This window comes from Halorubrum salinarum (assembly GCF_013267195.1).
GTDB lineage: Archaea > Halobacteriota > Halobacteria > Halobacteriales > Haloferacaceae > Halorubrum > Halorubrum salinarum.
Map to the genome: position 1 here is coordinate 621,056 of NZ_CP053941.1, position 15,170 is coordinate 636,225.

The 15,170-nt window shown below is 71.7% G+C and carries 17 protein-coding genes; 14 read left to right on the forward strand and 3 right to left on the reverse strand.

From position 1 onward, the window contains the following. Positions 1 to 171 precede the first annotated feature (171 nt). The 9 genes from pyk (at position 172) to HPS36_RS03295 (ending at position 8,867) form a co-directional block, all read left to right on the forward strand. Positions 172 to 1,929: a pyruvate kinase gene (pyk, locus tag HPS36_RS03255; protein WP_173228481.1), complete on the forward strand. Its 1,758-nt coding sequence runs from the start codon at positions 172 to 174 to the stop codon at positions 1,927 to 1,929. Between the two features lie 148 nt (positions 1,930 to 2,077). After that, positions 2,078 to 2,365 carry a DUF7312 domain-containing protein gene (locus tag HPS36_RS03260; protein WP_173228482.1) on the forward strand — a complete coding sequence of 96 codons (288 nt, stop codon included), beginning with the start codon at positions 2,078 to 2,080 and terminating at the stop codon, positions 2,363 to 2,365. Positions 2,366 to 2,464: 99 nt separating this feature from the next. Further along, on the forward strand, positions 2,465 to 3,085 hold the full coding sequence (locus HPS36_RS03265) for an NfeD family protein (protein ID WP_173228483.1): 621 nt from the start codon (positions 2,465 to 2,467) through the stop codon (positions 3,083 to 3,085). 72 nt (positions 3,086 to 3,157) lie between these two features. Next, positions 3,158 to 3,901, forward strand: a complete 744-nt coding sequence (locus tag HPS36_RS03270; RefSeq protein ID WP_173228484.1) for a YIP1 family protein — start codon at positions 3,158 to 3,160, stop codon at positions 3,899 to 3,901. A gap of 92 nt (positions 3,902 to 3,993) precedes the next feature. Further along, on the forward strand, positions 3,994 to 4,653 hold the full coding sequence (gene dcd, locus HPS36_RS03275; RefSeq protein ID WP_137717103.1) for a dCTP deaminase: 660 nt from the start codon (positions 3,994 to 3,996) through the stop codon (positions 4,651 to 4,653). Further along, a complete protein-coding gene (locus tag HPS36_RS03280; RefSeq protein WP_173228485.1) occupies positions 4,650 to 5,564 on the forward strand; it encodes a thiamine-phosphate synthase family protein in 915 nt (304 codons plus the stop codon). The genes dcd and HPS36_RS03280 overlap by 4 nt, the downstream gene beginning before the upstream one ends. A gap of 87 nt (positions 5,565 to 5,651) precedes the next feature. Beyond that, complete coding sequence (locus HPS36_RS03285; RefSeq protein ID WP_173228486.1) at positions 5,652 to 6,104, forward strand: pyridoxamine 5'-phosphate oxidase family protein; 453 nt, start codon at positions 5,652 to 5,654, stop codon at positions 6,102 to 6,104. 329 nt (positions 6,105 to 6,433) lie between these two features. After that, entirely contained in the window at positions 6,434 to 8,593 is a 2,160-nt protein-coding gene (gene metG, locus HPS36_RS03290; RefSeq protein ID WP_173228487.1) for a methionine--tRNA ligase, read from the forward strand. A gap of 67 nt (positions 8,594 to 8,660) precedes the next feature. Then, positions 8,661 to 8,867, forward strand: a complete 207-nt coding sequence (locus HPS36_RS03295) for a hypothetical protein (RefSeq protein ID WP_173228488.1) — start codon at positions 8,661 to 8,663, stop codon at positions 8,865 to 8,867. A 31-nt stretch (positions 8,868 to 8,898) separates the two neighbouring features. On the opposite strand, the gene HPS36_RS03300 is transcribed toward HPS36_RS03295, so the two are convergent. Both HPS36_RS03300 and HPS36_RS16810 read right to left on the reverse strand, forming a co-directional pair. Beyond that, positions 8,899 to 9,324 (reverse strand): VOC family protein, encoded by a 426-nt coding sequence (locus tag HPS36_RS03300; RefSeq protein ID WP_173228489.1) that lies wholly within the window; start codon positions 9,322 to 9,324, stop codon positions 8,899 to 8,901. A gap of 39 nt (positions 9,325 to 9,363) precedes the next feature. Further along, positions 9,364 to 9,489: a transporter gene (locus tag HPS36_RS16810; protein ID WP_199241201.1), complete on the reverse strand. Its 126-nt coding sequence runs from the start codon at positions 9,487 to 9,489 to the stop codon at positions 9,364 to 9,366. A 119-nt stretch (positions 9,490 to 9,608) separates the two neighbouring features. On the opposite strand from HPS36_RS16810, the gene HPS36_RS03305 reads away from it, so the two are divergent. The 5 genes from HPS36_RS03305 to HPS36_RS03325 all read left to right on the forward strand — a co-directional run bounded on the left by HPS36_RS03305 (position 9,609) and on the right by HPS36_RS03325 (position 14,630). Then, on the forward strand, positions 9,609 to 10,286 hold the full coding sequence (locus tag HPS36_RS03305; RefSeq protein ID WP_173228490.1) for a 2,5-diamino-6-(ribosylamino)-4(3H)-pyrimidinone 5'-phosphate reductase: 678 nt from the start codon (positions 9,609 to 9,611) through the stop codon (positions 10,284 to 10,286). 230 nt (positions 10,287 to 10,516) lie between these two features. Further along, the gene (locus tag HPS36_RS03310) at positions 10,517 to 11,440 is read left to right on the forward strand and encodes a coiled-coil protein (protein ID WP_053771712.1); all 924 of its coding nucleotides are present in this window, start codon (positions 10,517 to 10,519) and stop codon (positions 11,438 to 11,440) included. Between the two features lie 138 nt (positions 11,441 to 11,578). Next, on the forward strand, positions 11,579 to 12,514 hold the full coding sequence (gene sppA, locus HPS36_RS03315) for a signal peptide peptidase SppA (protein WP_173228491.1): 936 nt from the start codon (positions 11,579 to 11,581) through the stop codon (positions 12,512 to 12,514). A gap of 84 nt (positions 12,515 to 12,598) precedes the next feature. Continuing rightward, entirely contained in the window at positions 12,599 to 13,735 is a 1,137-nt protein-coding gene (locus tag HPS36_RS03320) for a DUF373 family protein (RefSeq protein WP_137717095.1), read from the forward strand. A 70-nt stretch (positions 13,736 to 13,805) separates the two neighbouring features. Then, entirely contained in the window at positions 13,806 to 14,630 is an 825-nt protein-coding gene (locus HPS36_RS03325) for a shikimate dehydrogenase (RefSeq protein WP_173228492.1), read from the forward strand. Positions 14,631 to 14,654: 24 nt separating this feature from the next. Here the strand turns inward: HPS36_RS03325 and HPS36_RS03330 are convergent, their stop codons facing one another. Then, on the reverse strand, positions 14,655 to 15,113 hold the full coding sequence (locus HPS36_RS03330; RefSeq protein WP_137717093.1) for a transporter: 459 nt from the start codon (positions 15,111 to 15,113) through the stop codon (positions 14,655 to 14,657). Between the last annotated feature and the right edge of the window lie 57 nt (positions 15,114 to 15,170).

Genomic DNA, 15,170 nt, shown 5'->3' on the forward strand with positions numbered 1-15,170 from the left:
GGCCGCCGCTTCGCTCCGGCCGCTCGCAGGCACGCGCCGACCGCGTGGTGATGTATGAACGTCCGCAGCGCACCAAGCTCGAAATCCGCTACGCGCCCGTCCGTCACGAACGTTCACTCGGGAGCGACTCAACCGGGTGCCTTTTTCCGGCGCTACGTCGAACCCGGCGGTATGCGAAACGCCAAGATCGTCTGTACGATCGGTCCCGCCTCGGACGACCGGGACACGATCCGCGGCCTCGCCGACGCGGGGATGTCCGTCGTCCGACTCAACGCCAGCCACGGGACCACCGACCACCGGGAGACGGTGATCGAGCGCGCCCGCGCCGTCGACGACGAGATCGACGACCCGCTCGCGGTGATGGTCGACCTGAAGGGCCCCGAGGTCCGCACGGCCGAGATTGACGAGCCGATCGAACTCGCCAGCGACTCCGAGGTCACCTTCCTCGAAGCCGACGACGCCACCCCCGAGCGCGTCGGTCTCACCCACTCGATCGGGGCGGCCGAGCCGGGCGACACGATCCTCCTCGACGACGGCCGGATCGAGTGCCGCGTCGAGCGCGTCGACGGCGAGGCCGTCGTCGCCACGGTCGTCTCCGGCGGGAAGCTCGGCTCGCGCAAGGGCGTGAACCTCCCGGGCGTCGCCATCGACGTGGACCTGATCACCCCGGAGGACGAGGCCGAACTGGACCTCGCCGCGCGCACCGACGCCGACTTCGTCGCGGCCTCGTTCGTGCGCGACGCCGACGACGTCTACCGGATCGCCGACGAGCTGGAGGCCCGCGGCGGCGGCGACATCCCGATCGTCGCGAAGATCGAGCGCGCCGGCGCCGTCGAGAACTTGGAGGGGATCGTCGACGCCGCCGACGGCGTGATGGTCGCCCGCGGCGACCTCGGCGTCGAGTGCCCGCTGGAGGACGTGCCCGTGATCCAGAAGCGGATCATCCGGACCTGCGTCAACGAGGGCGTCCCCGTCATCACGGCGACGGAGATGCTCGACTCGATGGTCTCCTCGCGGCGCCCGACCCGCGCCGAGGCCTCCGACGTGGCCAACGCCGTCCTCGACGGCACCGACGCGGTCATGCTCTCGGGCGAGACCGCCGTCGGCGACGACCCCGTCAACGTCGTCGAGACGATGGACCGGATCGTCCGGCAGGTCGAGGCCAGCGACGAGTACGCGGAGACGCGCGAGCAGCGCGTCCCGACCGCGGAGGAGGGCTCCCGCACGGAGGCGCTGGCGCGCTCGGCGCGCTACCTCGCGCGCGACATCGGCGCGTCGACGGTCGTCGCGGTCTCCGAGTCCGGCTTCACCGCGCGCAAGACCGCCATGTTCCGGCCGGGCGTCCCGGTCGTCGCCACGACGCCGGACGACCGCGTCCGCCGCCAGCTCGCGCTCTCGTGGGGGGTCCGTCCCGTGCTGACCGAGTACGCCCACGACATGGAGGGGATCCTCGACAACGCGGTCGACGCCGCGCTCGACCGCGGCGGCGCCGCGTCCGGCGACACCCTCGTGGTCCTCTCCGGCATGCTCACCGAGTTCGAGGGGACGAACACGACGAACACGCTGAAGGTCCACGTCGCCGCTGAGACGCTCGTGACGGGGAAGGCGGTCGTCGCCGGCCGCGTCGCCGCCCCGGTCCACCGGACCGCGGACGGCGACCTCGACGCGCTGCCGGCGGGCTCCGTCGTCGCGCTCGGCGCCGACTTCGACGGGGAGTTCTCCGGCGACCTCGACCGGATCGCCGGCATCATCGACGCCCGCGAGGGGATGACCGGCTACCCCGCCGTCGTCGCCCGCGAGCTCGGCGTCCCGATGGTCTCCGGGGCCGGTCTCCCCGACTCGGTCGCGGACGGAACGACCGTGACCGTCGACGGCGAGCGCGGCGTCGTCTACGACGGCGACGTGCTCCGGGCGGCCCGCGAGCGGTAGGCCGCGCCCGATCCCGCCGACACAGCGTCGCCCGACGCGCCGCCACCCAACACGCCCCCACCCGACGCGCTGCCATCGGCGTGACCGCCACGGCCCCGCGCCGCTCGCGCCCGCCAGCCATTTATTACGGAGTCGCGTAGGCCCGGCCATGAGCGACGAATCCGGCGACGACGCCCGCGACGAGCGCGCGTCCGACACCGCGGAGTCGACGGAGTTCGGCGACCGCAGCCGGGCCAACGACGCCGGCGACGAGGAGCCGGACGACGGCGGCGAGTGGCGCTTCTCTGTCGACGACGTGGGGCCGAACGGCGTCACCGAGGACACCGCCACCCCGGCGGACGAGCCGATAGAGCCGGGCGACGTGGACCTCGAACACGCGGCCTTCGTCGTCCTCGGCGTCGCGCTCACCGTCGGGACCCTGCTGGTCGGCTTCTGAACGCGCGGTCGACGACCCGGACCGCCGAGGGCGCCGCCGACCGACGGCGCCGCGGCCGCGCGCACCACCACTTATCAGGCCGCGGCCGTAGGACCGACTATGAACGCGCTCGCACAGTCCGGGCTCCTCTCCCCGGACACCCTCCCGCTCCTACTCCTGACCGCGGGGCTGCTGCTCTCGATGGCGGAGGCGCTCGCGCCGGGGGCGAACTTCATCGTCGTCGGCATCGCGCTCATCGGCGCGGGGCTCGGCGGCCTGCTCCTGGCGTCGTTCGGCGTCGCCGGCGCGCTCCTCACGCTGCTCATGGCGCTCCTCACGCTCGCGTTCGGCGCCGCCGCCTTCTACGGCTACCACGAGTTCGACCTCTACGGCGGGAAAGGGCAACAACAGACCAGCGACAGCGACTCGCTGAAGGGGAAGACGGGGACGGTCACGGAACGGGTGACCCCCACGGGCGGCGAGGTGAAGCTCGCCGGCGGCGGCTTCAACCCCCACTACTCCGCCCGGTCGATGGAGGGAACGATCGACGAGGGCGAGGAGGTGATGGTGGTCGACCCGGGCGGCGGCAACGTCGTCACCGTCGAGTCGATGGGGTACGTCGAGGACGACATCGACCGCGAGCTGGCGGCCGACCGCGCCCGCAAGGCCGCCGCGAACGAGGCGGCGGAGGCGGACGACGCGGACGAGGTCGAGCGGGAGACCGAACTCGACCGGGAGTGACGCGGGCGGCCGGGCGCCGCCCCGGAGCTGTGAGCGGAAAAGCACTTGTCCGTCGGCGGGGACCACCCGACGATGCCCTCCCCGCTCGCCGCCCTCGCGAGTCTGCCCGGCAGCCTCATCGACCGCGTCCGCGACGCCTTCGGCTCCCCCCGAGCCGGGACCGTCGCGGTCGCGATGCTGGTCGTCGTCACGATCGGCACCAGTGTCGGAATCATCGCGCTCGGGGCCGTCTTCGACGCGACGGTCGACCAGCAGATCACGGTCGACAACCCGGATCGCCCCTCGGAGTCGACCTGCGAGACGTTCGGCGACGACCCCGACTCCGTGATCGGCGAGCAGTGCGACGAGCCGAAGCGGATCGAGGTCGACGCGGGCGAGGAACTACGGGACGCCGCGGGCGGGTACATCCACTACGGCCTGCTGGGCGTGCCGCTCTGGTGGGTGGTGTTCGCGCTCGCGCTCCACGTCGGGGCGCTCGTCGCCGGCGGCTCCGGCTCCGTCGCCGACTCCTTCGTGATCGCCGGGTGGGCCCTCGGCGCGGAGCTGCTCCGGCTCGGCGCCGGGATCGTCGCGATCTGGTACACGCTCTCGAACGCGACGCCCGCGGGGTCGTCGTTCGAGGCGCTCACGACGGACCTCGTCGCCGCGATCACGAGCGCGACGGGCCCGCTGCTGGTCGCGTCCGCGGTAGCGATCGCGGTCCAGTGGGTCGTGGTCGTCGGCGGGCTGGAGGCCGAACACGACCTCGGTCGCGGGGCGGCGGCGGGCGTGGCGACGTTCTTCGCCGCGATCGCGCTCGTGATCGCGGCGGTTTGAGTCCCACCGGACCGGTCGGCCGCGCCAGCCGCGGGGACGCCGGCGACCGCGGATTCGGGAGTTTTTATGCCACCGGCGCTCCCCCTCTCGGTATGATCCTGTCCGACGCCGACATCCTCGACCGGCTCGCTGAGGGCGACCTCGCGATCGAGCCGCTCGACGACGTCGACCAGCAGGTCCAGCCGGCGAGCGTGGACCTACGGCTCGGCGAGCGGTTCCTGGAGTTCCAGCGCACCAACATCCCCTGTATCCACCCGACCGACGCGGGCGAGGTGAGCGAGTACGTCACCGAGACGACCGTCGACGAGGGCGACGAGTTCATCCTCCACCCCGGTGACTTCGTCCTCGGGACGACCGCCGAGCGCGTCGCGATCCCGGACGACCTCGTCGCCCACGTCGAGGGGCGCTCGTCGCTCGGCCGGCTCGCGATCGTCGTCCACGCGACCGCGGGGCTGTGCGACCCCGGCTACGAGGGGCAGATCACGCTCGAACTCTCGAACCTCGGCACCGCGCCCGTGGCGCTCTCGCCGGGCATGCGCGTGTCGCAGCTCACCTTCACGGAGCTGAAGCGGCCCGCAGAGCGACCGTACGGCGCCGAACGCGGCTCGAAGTACCAGGGACAGGACGGGCCGCAGGCGTCGCGGATCGGCGACGACCCCGAGTTCGCGGGCGAGGCGGGCGACGGACGCGAGGGCGGCGACGGACCCGAGAGCGGCGGAGGAGGGACGCGTTCGGGAGGTGACACCCGATGAGGTTCATCGAGGAGGTCGTCGTCGACGAGTTCCTGCCGACCGTCCGCTCGATGCTCGCGGAGGACCTCCGCGACCGCGGGTTCACGCAGTCGGAGGTCGCGTCGGCGCTCGGCATCTCGCAGTCGGCCGTGTCGAAGTACGCTGCCGGCGACGTGGCGAGACACGAGCGGATCGTCGCCGACGAGCGCGTGCGCGACCTCGTCGAGCGGGTCGGCGAGGGGCTCGCGAGCGGCGACCTCACACCGGTGGCCGCGCTCGTGGAGATCGAGGTGCTGATCCGCCAGCTGGAGGAGGGGGACCTGCTCGCGGACCTCCACGAGGCGGCGATGCCCGCGCTCGCCGACGCCGACGTCGAGTTCTCCGTTCACGACCCCGACAGCGGGCTCCGGGAGCGCGAGCGGGTCCTCACCTCGGTCCGCCGCGGGCTCCGCACGCTGACGAACGCCTCGGGCTTCGCCGGGCTCATCCCGAACGTCGGGGCGAACGTGGCGGAGTGTGTCGACGACGCCCGAGCGATCGACGACGTGGCCGCGGTTCCCGGGCGCCTCGTCGACGTGAAGGGCCGGGCGATGGTCCCCGGCGAGCCCGAGTTCGGCGTGAGCGAACACGTCGCGACGGTGCTGCTCGCCGCCCGAGAGGGCGGGGCGACCGCCCGCGGCGCGGTGAACGTCCGGTACGACCCCGACACCGTCGAGGCGCTCGCCGAGTCGCACCCGACCGTCGAGTTCGACGCCGAACGCCCGACGCGCGAGGCGGTCGCGGACGCGGTCGCGGCCGCCGACTCCCCGGCGGACGGGGACGGGGGAACCCTCGTCCTGTACCAGACCGGCGCGGTCGGCATCGAGCCGATCGTGTACGTGCTCGCTCCGACGGCCTCCGAGGCGGCCGCGATCGTCCGCGACATCCTGTAGGCGGGCCGGTCGCCGGTGGCCTACGGCGGTCCACGCGGCGCGCGATCCATGAGAGGTATTCATTAACATACAGGGCCAAGGTCGCGCATGACAGACGCGGACGCGGTTCGGATGGCGGACGACGAGCGCGACGAGTTCCTCGGCCGGTCGGGGACCGGCGTCCTCTCGCTGTCGACGGACGGCGACGAGCCCCCGCACTCGGTCCCGGTGTCGTACGGCTACGACCCGGTCGAGGAGACGTTCTACTTCCGGCTCGCCGTCGGGGCGGACAGCGGAAAGGCGAACGCCGCCGACCGCCGGGTCACGTTCGTCGCCTACGGGCGGGACGACGGGCGGTGGAAGAGCGTGGTGGCGAGCGGCCGGCTGGTGTCGACCAGCGACGACGCCAGCGCGACCGAGTCGCTCGCCGGCCTCGAACGGACGGCGGAGATCCCCATCGTCGACGTCTTCGGCGAGCCGACGAGCGAGGTGGCGTTCGAGTACTACCGGCTCGATCCGGAGCGGCTCACCGGTCGCGCCGAGGGGGCGATGGAGCCCTGAGAGGCTCCGACTGAGGCGGCCGTCGATCCTGGGCGACGCTTTTTAGACGGAACCGCTCGAAGCGTGGGGCGTGACACGGCGTCGACGGTTCGGGATGCGGATGCGCTCCTTCTAGCGGCGGGCGGACCCGTCGCGTCGCCGCCGGCCGGTAACGCGGTCGGCGCCGACGCGGCGGCGAATCCCGTCGCCTTCCCGCAGCGCCCGGACCGTCGACCGCCTCGCCGGCGCCGGCACCGACGACCGCGCGAGCGCCGGTCCCGCCGCGGTCGACGGCCTCGAACCAGCGGGCTTTAGACCCGATCGACCGACACACGACACACACGCACCACATGAGCCACGACGACTACCCCACCGACCGGCCCGCGGTGGTGACCTGTGGACTGCCGTACGCGAACGGCGACCTCCACATCGGCCACCTCCGCACCTACGTCGGCGGCGACGTGTACAGCCGCGCGCTCGACCGACTCGGCCAGGAGACCGCGTTCGTCTCCGGCTCGGACATGCACGGCACGCCCGTCGCGGTCAACGCCGAACAGGAGGGCGTCTCGCCCGAGGCGTTCGCGCTCGACTGGCACGAGCGCTACGCCGAGACGTTCCCGAAGTTCAACGTCGAGTTCGACAACTACGGCCACACCCACGACGAGACGAACACGGCGCTGACCCAGGAGCTCGTCCGCGACCTCGACGAGGCGGGCCACCTCTACGAGAAGGAGATCATGGTCGCGTACGACCCCGTCGACGACCAGTACCTCCCGGACCGCTACGTCGAGGGGACCTGCCCGTACTGCGGCGCCCACGCCCGCGGCGACGAGTGCGACGAGGGGTGCCAGCGCCACCTCGAACCCGGCGAGGTCGAAGACCCCGAGTCGACAATCACCGGCAACCCCGCGGAGTACCGCGAGCGCACCCACCAGTTCTTCGCGGTCTCGGAGTTCGCCGACTACCTCTCCGACTTCCTCGACCGCCTCGAAGGCACCTCGAACGCCCGGAACCAGCCCCGCGAGTGGATCGAGCAGGGGCTCCAGGACTGGTGTATCACCCGCGACATGGACTGGGGGATCGACCTGCCCGGCGAGAACCCGCAGGACCTCGTCTTGTACGTCTGGGTCGACGCCCCGATCGAGTACATCGCCTCGACGAAGCAGTACTCCGAGCGCGTCGGCGCCGACGCCTTCGACTGGGAGGCCGCCTGGAAGGAGGGAGCGAGCGACGAGCACCCGGAGGGCGGCGAGATCGTCCACGTGATCGGCCGCGACATCATCCAGCACCACACGATCTTCTGGCCCGCAATGTTAGAGGCGACCGACCACGCCGAGCCGCGCGCGGTGATGGCGTCCGGCTTCGTCACCCTCGACGGCAAGGGGTTCTCCACGAGCCGCGACCGCGCCGTCTGGGCCGACGAGTACCTCGACGAGGGATTCCACCCCGACCCGCTGCGCTACTACCTCGCGACCAACGGCGGGTTCCAGCAGGACGTGGACTTCTCGTGGGAGAAGTTCGCCGAGCGCGTCAACACCGAGCTGGTGGGGACGGTCGGCAACTTCCTCTACCGCTCGCTCCTCTTCGCCCACCGCAACTACGAGGACGGCCCCGACGCCGACGCGCCGAGCGACGACGTGGCGGCGCGGATCGACGAGGCGGTCGACGAGTTCGCGGCCGCGGTCAACGACTACTCCGTCCGCGCGCTCGGCGACGCCGTCACCGACCTCGCGCGGTACGGCAACGAGTACATCCAGCGCAACGAGCCCTGGAAGCTCGTCGACGAGGAGCCCGTGGAAGCGGAACAGGTCATCTACGACTGCGTCGCGCTCGCGAAGGCGATCGCCGTCCTCTTCGAGCCGCTGGCGCCCGAGAAGAGCGAGCGGCTCTGGGCCCAGCTCGGCGAGCCCGGCTCCGTCCACGAGGCGACCGTCGAGGCGGCTCGCGAGGGCCCCGCCGGAGACCTGAGCGAGCCGACCGAGCTGTTCGAGCAGGTGGAAGACGAGCGCGTCGCGGACCTGAACGAGAAGCTCGAAGCGCGCGTCGCCGAAGCGGAAAGCGACGACGCTGACGACGAGAGCGGCGCTGACGACGAGAGCGGCGCTGACGACGAGAGCGGCGCTGACGACGAGGGCGACGAACCTGACGCTACCGAGGACAACGACATGAGCGACATCGAACCCATCAGCGACGACCGCATCGGCTTCGAACAGTTCCAGGAGCTGGACATCCGCGTCGGCCGCATCGAGGCGGCCGAGGGGATCGAGGGCGCCGACGACCTCGTGGAGCTCACCGTCGACCTCGGCGCGGAGACCCGGACGATCGTCGCGGGGCTCAAGCAGCTCCACGAGGTCAACGAGCTGCCGGACACGAAGGTGATCGTGCTCGCGAACATGGAGAAGGCGGAGCTGTTCGGCGTCGAGTCCAACGGCATGGTGCTGGCGGCCGGCGAGGACGCCGACCTCCTCACCACCTACGAGGACGCCGCGCCCGGCACGAAGGTGAAGTGAGGCCGCGGCGCCCCGCGGACGGCGACGATTCTCGAAGTTTTATTTGACTGACGTGCGACGGCGAGGTATGGCCCTCCTCCGTCGGTTCGAAGCCATGTCGTTTTCCGCACAGCTGATCGCCGTCGCGGTCGTCTGCGACCCGATCGGGTTCGCCGCCGGCTACCTCCTCGCGCCCGAGTTCGGCGTCGAACCGATCCTCGGCGGCGTGTACGGACTCGTGGCCGCGAGCGTCCCGCTGTCGCTGCTCGTGCTCCGCGAGTCCATGTCTGGGTAAGGCGGCGCACGGCCCGCGCGAGCGAGGCCCGTCAGGCGTCGAGCACCTCGATCAGGTTCCCCTCCGGGTCCCGGACGAACAGGACGGTCGTCCCGCTCTCTGTCGTCCGCGGCGGGCTCAGCGTCTCCACGCCGTCGGCGAGCCCCGCGTGAAACGCCTCGACGTCGTCGACCGTGAGCCCGAGGTGAGTCGCGCCGGGGCGGTTCAGGTCGGGAGCGTCCCCGGGGGCCGCCTCGTCGGCCGGGTCGTATTCGACGAGTTCGACGATCGCGTCCCCGGCGTCGAGGTGCGCGAACGCGGCCGCGGCGCCCTCGACGGCGACCGCCTCGGCGAAGGCGTCGCCGCCGACGGCGAACTCGGCGACGACATCGAGGTCGAACGTCTCGGCGTAGAACTCGACGGCGCGGTCGAGGTCGGCGACGGTGACGCCGACGTGGTGCGCGGTTGGGTCGGACACGGCCGGTCGGACGGTCCCCGCCGGGGAAACCGTGTCGGGTCAGAGCCCGAACAGGCGGGCGGCGAGCCCGGCGAGCACGACCAGCGCGCCGAGGATGAACGTGCCCGGGACCGGGAGGAGGAACAGGGCGACGCCGATCAGGACCACGATCGTCGAGGTTCTCATGACGCGCTCGCTTCGGTCCGGCGCCGGATACGCTTTGGGTCGGAGCGACCGCCGCGGTCGGAGGTGGCTGCGGCCGCCCCGACCGAAACGACCATTCCGCGTCCGGCCGACCGTCGCGTATGTACGTGGTCGTCAACGCGGCCCAGAGCGTCGACGGGAAGCTCGCCACCCGCCGCCGGGAGCAGCTCCGCATCTCCGGCCCCGAGGACTTCGACCGGGTCGACCGCGTCAGGGCGGCCGCGGACGCGGTGCTCGTCGGGGTCGGGACCGTCCTCGCGGACGACCCGCACCTCACGCTCGACGAGGAGGACCGCCGCGTCGAGCGCCTCCGGAACGGGCGGCCCGGCGACCCGGCCCGCGTCGTGATCGACTCGACCGGGCGGACGCCGACCGACGCACGGATCTTAGACGACGCAGCCGCGACGTACCTGCTCGTCTCGGCCGCGACCGACCGGGAGCGCCGCGAGGCGCTCGCCGACGCGGGCGCCGAGGTGATCGTGGCCGGCGAGGAGCGCGTCGACGTCGCCGAGGGGGTCGATCGGCTCGCCGAGCGGGGGATCGACCGCCTGATGGTGGAGGGCGGCGGCGAGGTGATCTTCTCGTGTTTCGAGGCCGGCGTCGTCGACGAGCTACACGTCTACGTCGGGTCGCTCGTAATCGGCGGCCGCGACGCGCCCACCCTCGCGGACGGCGCGGGCTTCACCGAGGGGTTCCCCGACCTGACGCTGACGGGCACGGAGCGGTTCGACGACGGGATCGTCCTCTCGTACGCGGTGGAGGAGGACGGCGAGTCGTAGGCGAGTCGTGTGAACGGTAACCACGGAAATCGCGGGGTACACGCTCCGTGGCACCGGTACGCACGAAAATCACCGAAGTATTTATGTATCGCCCGGGGGTAGTTGCGGGTACCAGAACGCCTCTGGCGCTGGTGGAATCGCACGCTGAAATGAACGGGAGTTCTTGCAGACGGCCCGACGCACCACAGCGAGCGTCCGCTATCGCCGGAGCGGTGATGGAGAGATAACAAATGGTAACGAAAGAAGAAGTCATCGAGCAGTACGACGTGGAAGCGATGGACGAGGCGGACAACGTGGACCTTTCTGAGGACGACCTGGAGAACGGCTCCAAGGGTCAGCTCATCAAACGCGCCGGCCAGCTGCGAGACCGACGCAACGAGCTGAACCAGATGGCGTCCGAGCGCGCCTCCAAGCGCGACGACCTCAACGCGAAGACGCGCGAGAAGGTCGACGAGGCCCAGGAACACCGCGAGAAGCGCGACGAGCTCAACGAGCAGGTCCAGGAGCACAAGGACAAGCGCAACGAGCTCAACGCCGAGGCCAACGAGCTGTTCGACGAGGTCGAGGAGCTCAAACAGGACCTCGAACTCGGCTCCGGCAAGTCCATCGAGGAGCTCGAAGAGGAGATCGAGGACCTCGAGTTCCGCCAGCAGACTGAGGTGCTCGACGCGGAAGACGAGCGCGAGCTCATCGAGAAGATCGACGACAAACGCGAGAAGCTCGCCGAGAAGAAGGAGAAGGTCGACGACACGAGCGAGCTCGACGAGCTCGTCGAGGAGGCCGAGGAGGTCCGCTCCGAGGCGTCCCAGCACCACCAGAAGGTGACGGAGCTCGCCGACAAGGCCCAGGAGCACCACAACCAGATGATCGAGGCCTACCGCGAGGCGGACGACATCCGCGACGAGGCCGACGAGATGCACGAGCTGTTCGTCGAGGCCCAGGAGGCGGCCGACCGCCACCACGAGGACTTCGTCCGCGTCCAGAAGCGCCTGCGCGAGCTCGACAAGAAGGAGGAGGAAGAGCGGCAGGACGAGCGCGCCGAGAAGCGCGAAGAGGAGAAGGAAGAGGCCGAGGAGATCTATCAGAAGTTCAAGGAGGGCGAGACGCTCGACACCGAGGACCTGATGAAGCTCCAGAAGACCGGCCTCCTGTAAGCCGGGCGAGACGCGGTCCGCGTTTTCTGCGGTTTTCCACGGTCGACAGCGTCGCGTCCGTCGAGCGCGGACGGCCGGTCCCCGGCGACCGACGGCGCCCACGACAGCATATAAACGGGAGCGCCGCCAACCGTCGGTATGGACGACGCGCCGGCGAACGGACGGAAGGGGTTGCTCGCGGCCGCCGCGGTCGGCGCGGCGACGACGATCGCGGGCCGCGCGGTCCTCGCGCGGCTCACGGGCGGGCGATTCGGTGACGCGGACGAGTACAACGTCGCGAAGGTGACGGTCTCGGGACCGATCCGTCGGAACCAGGGGCGGCCGTCGCCGCTTTCCGGCCCCGGCGGGACGACCGCGGACGACGTGGTCGAGCAGATCGAGGCGGCCGACGAGGACGACGACGCCGAGGCGCTACTCGTCGAGCTCAACACGCCCGGCGGCGAGGTCGTGCCGAGCGACGACATCCGGCGGGCCGCCGCCGACTTCGACGGGCCGACGGTCGCGTACGCGACCGACACCTGCGCCTCCGGCGGGTACTGGATCGCGAGCGGCTGCGACGAGCTGTGGGCGCGCGAGGCGAGCCTCGTCGGCTCCATCGGCGTCGTCGGCTCGCGGCCGAACGCGAAGGGGCTCGCCGACAAGCTCGGCATCTCCTACGAGCAGTTCACCGCCGGCGAGTACAAGGACGCCGGCGTCCCGCTGAAGGAGATCGAGGAGGACGAACGGGAGTACCTCCAGGGGATCATCGACGGCTACTACGAGCAGTTCGTCGAGACCGTGAGCGAGGGCCGCGACATGGACCCCGAAGCGATCCGGGAGACCGAGGCGCGGGTGTACCTCGGGGACGACGCCGCCGAGCTCGGCCTAGTCGACGAGCTGGGCACCGAGGACGACGTGGAAGACCGGCTCGCCGACCTGATCGGGGCCGAGCCCGAGGTCCGCGAGTTCACCCCGGAGCGCGGGCTCGCGGAGCGGCTCGGCATCGGCGCCGAGCGCGTCGCGTTCGCCGCCGGGAGCGGGGTCGCGGGCGTGTTCGCCGACGACGGCGGCGACATCGACGTGGAGTTCCGGTAGCGGCGGGCGGACTGCCGCCGAGACGAAGGGGCGGCCGGCGACCGACGGGGAGGATTTTTGTCCGGCCGCGGTGTGAGACGACACGTGACGACGCTGGTCATCTGCGTCGACCGCTCGGGGGCGATCGGTCGCGCCACCAACGTCCCGATGCCGGTCGCCGGCTGGGAGGCCGTCCGGTCGCTGGTCACGGACGCCGGGCTGGACGACCCCGAGGACGCCAGCGTGAACTGCCTGCTGGAGTCGCTGCGCGTCGCGCGCGACCTCAGAGACGAACGCGAGGAGTCGGTGGTGGCGGTCGTCTCCGCCGAGAGCGACACGGCGGTCGGTGCCGACCGCTCCATCGCCTCCCAGCTCGACGACCTCGTGGAGCGGTACGACCCGCGGGCCGCCATCGTCGTCGTCGACTCCGCGGAGGACGAGCGCGTCCTCCCGGTCGTCGAGTCGCGGATCCCGGTCGACTCCGTCGACCGCGTCGTCGTCCGGCAGGCCCGCGACATCGAGTCCACCTACTACCTCCTCAAGCAGTTCCTCGCCGACGAGCAGCTACGGTCGACGGTCCTCGTGCCGTTCGGCGTCGCGCTGCTCTTGGTCCCCGCGCTGTTCTACTGGTTCTCCGCCGGCGAGGCGGTCGCCGGCGTCGCCGGGCTGCTCGGCGCCGCGCTGCTGTACAAGGGGCTCGCGGTCGACCGGCTCGTGGCCGGGCTGCCGGAGCGCGTCCGCGAGGCGCTGTACGCCGGCCAGGTGTCCGTCGTGACGTACGTCGTCGCCGGCGGGCTCGCCCTCGTCGGCGGGTTCTTCGGCTTCCTCGCCGCCTCGAACCTGACCCCCGGATCGGCGCGGCTCGTCGAGGTCGTGGAGTTCACCTACGCCGCGGTCCCGTGGTTCGCGGTCGCGGGCGTGACCGCGGCCGTGGGGCGGCTGCTCGACGAGCTGATCCGCGACGAGGGGATCCGGACCCCGTACCTCAACCTCCCGTTCGTCATCGCCGCGGTCGCCCTCGTCGTCCGCGGGTTCGCCGGCTACTTCCTCGCGCAGGAGGCGATCCACGAGCCGCTGTCGGCGTACGGGATGACGCTGACGCCGGTCCAACAGCTCGCGGCGTTCATCGTCGGGGGCATCGTGGTGTCGCTCGTCGGCGTCAAGGTCGCCAGCGACGTCGGCACCGAGACCCTCGAAGACGTCATCGACGCGGAGCGGGACGCCGACGGCCGGCGGGAGTGAGAGGGGCGAGGCCGGCGGGAGCGACCCGACGACCGACCCGCTTTTGTCGGTCGCGGCCGCGTGAGCGGGCATGGACGTGTACGGACTGATCGGGAACCCGGTCGGCCACTCGCTGTCGCCGCCGATGCACGAGGCGGGCTACGAGGCGCGCGGCCTCGACGCGCGCTACGTCACCTTCGAGCCGGACGCCGGCGCCGCGGCCGCGGCGATAGCGGGCGCGGCCGACCTCGGCGTCGCGGGGCTCAACGTGACGGTCCCGTTCAAGCGGGACGTTCTCGACGCGGTCGACGCCGCCCCGCTCGCCGAGCGCATCGGCGCGGTCAACACGGTCGACTACGGCCCGGTTCGGGCGGGCGAGGCCGAGCAACCGCGCGGCCACAACACCGACGCCGCCGGGGTGACGCGGGCGCTCGAACACCACGACGTGACGGTCGACGGCCGCGACGCGCTCGTCGTGGGCGCGGGCGGCGCGGGGCGGGCGGCCGCGTTCGCGCTGGCGGACGCCGGCGCGTCGGTCCACGTCGCGAACCGCACCGCGGAGCGCGCGGTCGAACTCGCCGAGGGGGTTCCGGGCGCGACCGGCGGCGGCCTCGACGACCTCGCTACCCGCGTCGCGGCCGCCGACCTGCTCGTCAACGCGACGAGCGTGGGGATGGAGGCGCCCGACGAGACCCCGGTGCCCGCCGAGCACCTCCACGGCGACCTCGCCGTCCTCGACGCGGTGTACGCGCCGATCGAGACCCGGCTGCTGCGGGAGGCCGCGGCCGCGGGCGCGACGACGGTCGACGGCGCGTGGATGCTGCTGTACCAGGGCGTCGAGGCGTTCGAGATCTGGACCGGCGAGGACGCCCCGGTCGACGCGATGAACGCGGCGCTGCGGGCGGAACTGGAGTGAACGGCCGGAGGACTCGGCGGCCGCTCAGAAGAGCGCCGGGCTCGCGAGCAGCCCGGCGGTGACGATCAGACCGAGGGAGACGGCGGACGCGCCGTAGAGGAACGGCTTGGCCTCGCGGGCGGGCTCGCGGAGCTTGTCGGCGTCGAGCCCGTCGGCCAGCTTCGAGCCGGCGACCTCGACGAGCCCGGTACCGACGAACCACAGCCCGAGCATCGTCAACACGAGGTGGCCGCGGGGCGTGCCCGTCAGCGCCTCGAACGTGTACAGCGTCCCGGCCATGTGGCCGCCGGAGAGGACGAACGCGACCGCGCTGATCCGGGTGATCCAGCGCAGGCGACCGACGACCGAGCCGAGCGCGGTCGTCCCGATCTCGCCGCGGAGCGCAGGCGGGAGGACCGCGAGGGTGACGAACAGCACGCTGCCGACCCAGAGGACGGCGAAGCCGACGTGGACCGACCACATGACCGGGTTGATGACGTTCATACGACCGCGACGGCCCGGCGTCACTTATAAACAGGCGTGACGGAGCCGGCGGTCGAT

Bases quoted from the DNA above. Each gene is read 5' to 3' on its own strand.
- pyk (WP_173228481.1), top strand. From the start codon at position 172: ATGCGAAACGCCAAGATCGTCTGTACGATCGGTCCCGCCTCGGACGAC.
- HPS36_RS03260 (WP_173228482.1), top strand. From the start codon at position 2,078: ATGAGCGACGAATCCGGCGACGACGCCCGCGACGAGCGCGCGTCCGAC.
- HPS36_RS03265 (WP_173228483.1), top strand. From the start codon at position 2,465: ATGAACGCGCTCGCACAGTCCGGGCTCCTCTCCCCGGACACCCTCCCG.
- HPS36_RS03270 (WP_173228484.1), top strand. From the start codon at position 3,158: ATGCCCTCCCCGCTCGCCGCCCTCGCGAGTCTGCCCGGCAGCCTCATC.
- dcd (WP_137717103.1), top strand. From the start codon at position 3,994: ATGATCCTGTCCGACGCCGACATCCTCGACCGGCTCGCTGAGGGCGAC.
- HPS36_RS03280 (WP_173228485.1), top strand. From the start codon at position 4,650: ATGAGGTTCATCGAGGAGGTCGTCGTCGACGAGTTCCTGCCGACCGTC.
- HPS36_RS03285 (WP_173228486.1), top strand. From the start codon at position 5,652: ATGACAGACGCGGACGCGGTTCGGATGGCGGACGACGAGCGCGACGAG.
- metG (WP_173228487.1), top strand. From the start codon at position 6,434: ATGAGCCACGACGACTACCCCACCGACCGGCCCGCGGTGGTGACCTGT.
- HPS36_RS03295 (WP_173228488.1), top strand. From the start codon at position 8,661: ATGGCCCTCCTCCGTCGGTTCGAAGCCATGTCGTTTTCCGCACAGCTG.
- HPS36_RS16810 (WP_199241201.1), bottom strand. From the start codon at position 9,489: ATGAGAACCTCGACGATCGTGGTCCTGATCGGCGTCGCCCTGTTCCTC.
- HPS36_RS03305 (WP_173228490.1), top strand. From the start codon at position 9,609: ATGTACGTGGTCGTCAACGCGGCCCAGAGCGTCGACGGGAAGCTCGCC.
- HPS36_RS03310 (WP_053771712.1), top strand. From the start codon at position 10,517: ATGGTAACGAAAGAAGAAGTCATCGAGCAGTACGACGTGGAAGCGATG.
- sppA (WP_173228491.1), top strand. From the start codon at position 11,579: ATGGACGACGCGCCGGCGAACGGACGGAAGGGGTTGCTCGCGGCCGCC.
- HPS36_RS03325 (WP_173228492.1), top strand. From the start codon at position 13,806: ATGGACGTGTACGGACTGATCGGGAACCCGGTCGGCCACTCGCTGTCG.
- HPS36_RS03330 (WP_137717093.1), bottom strand. From the start codon at position 15,113: ATGAACGTCATCAACCCGGTCATGTGGTCGGTCCACGTCGGCTTCGCC.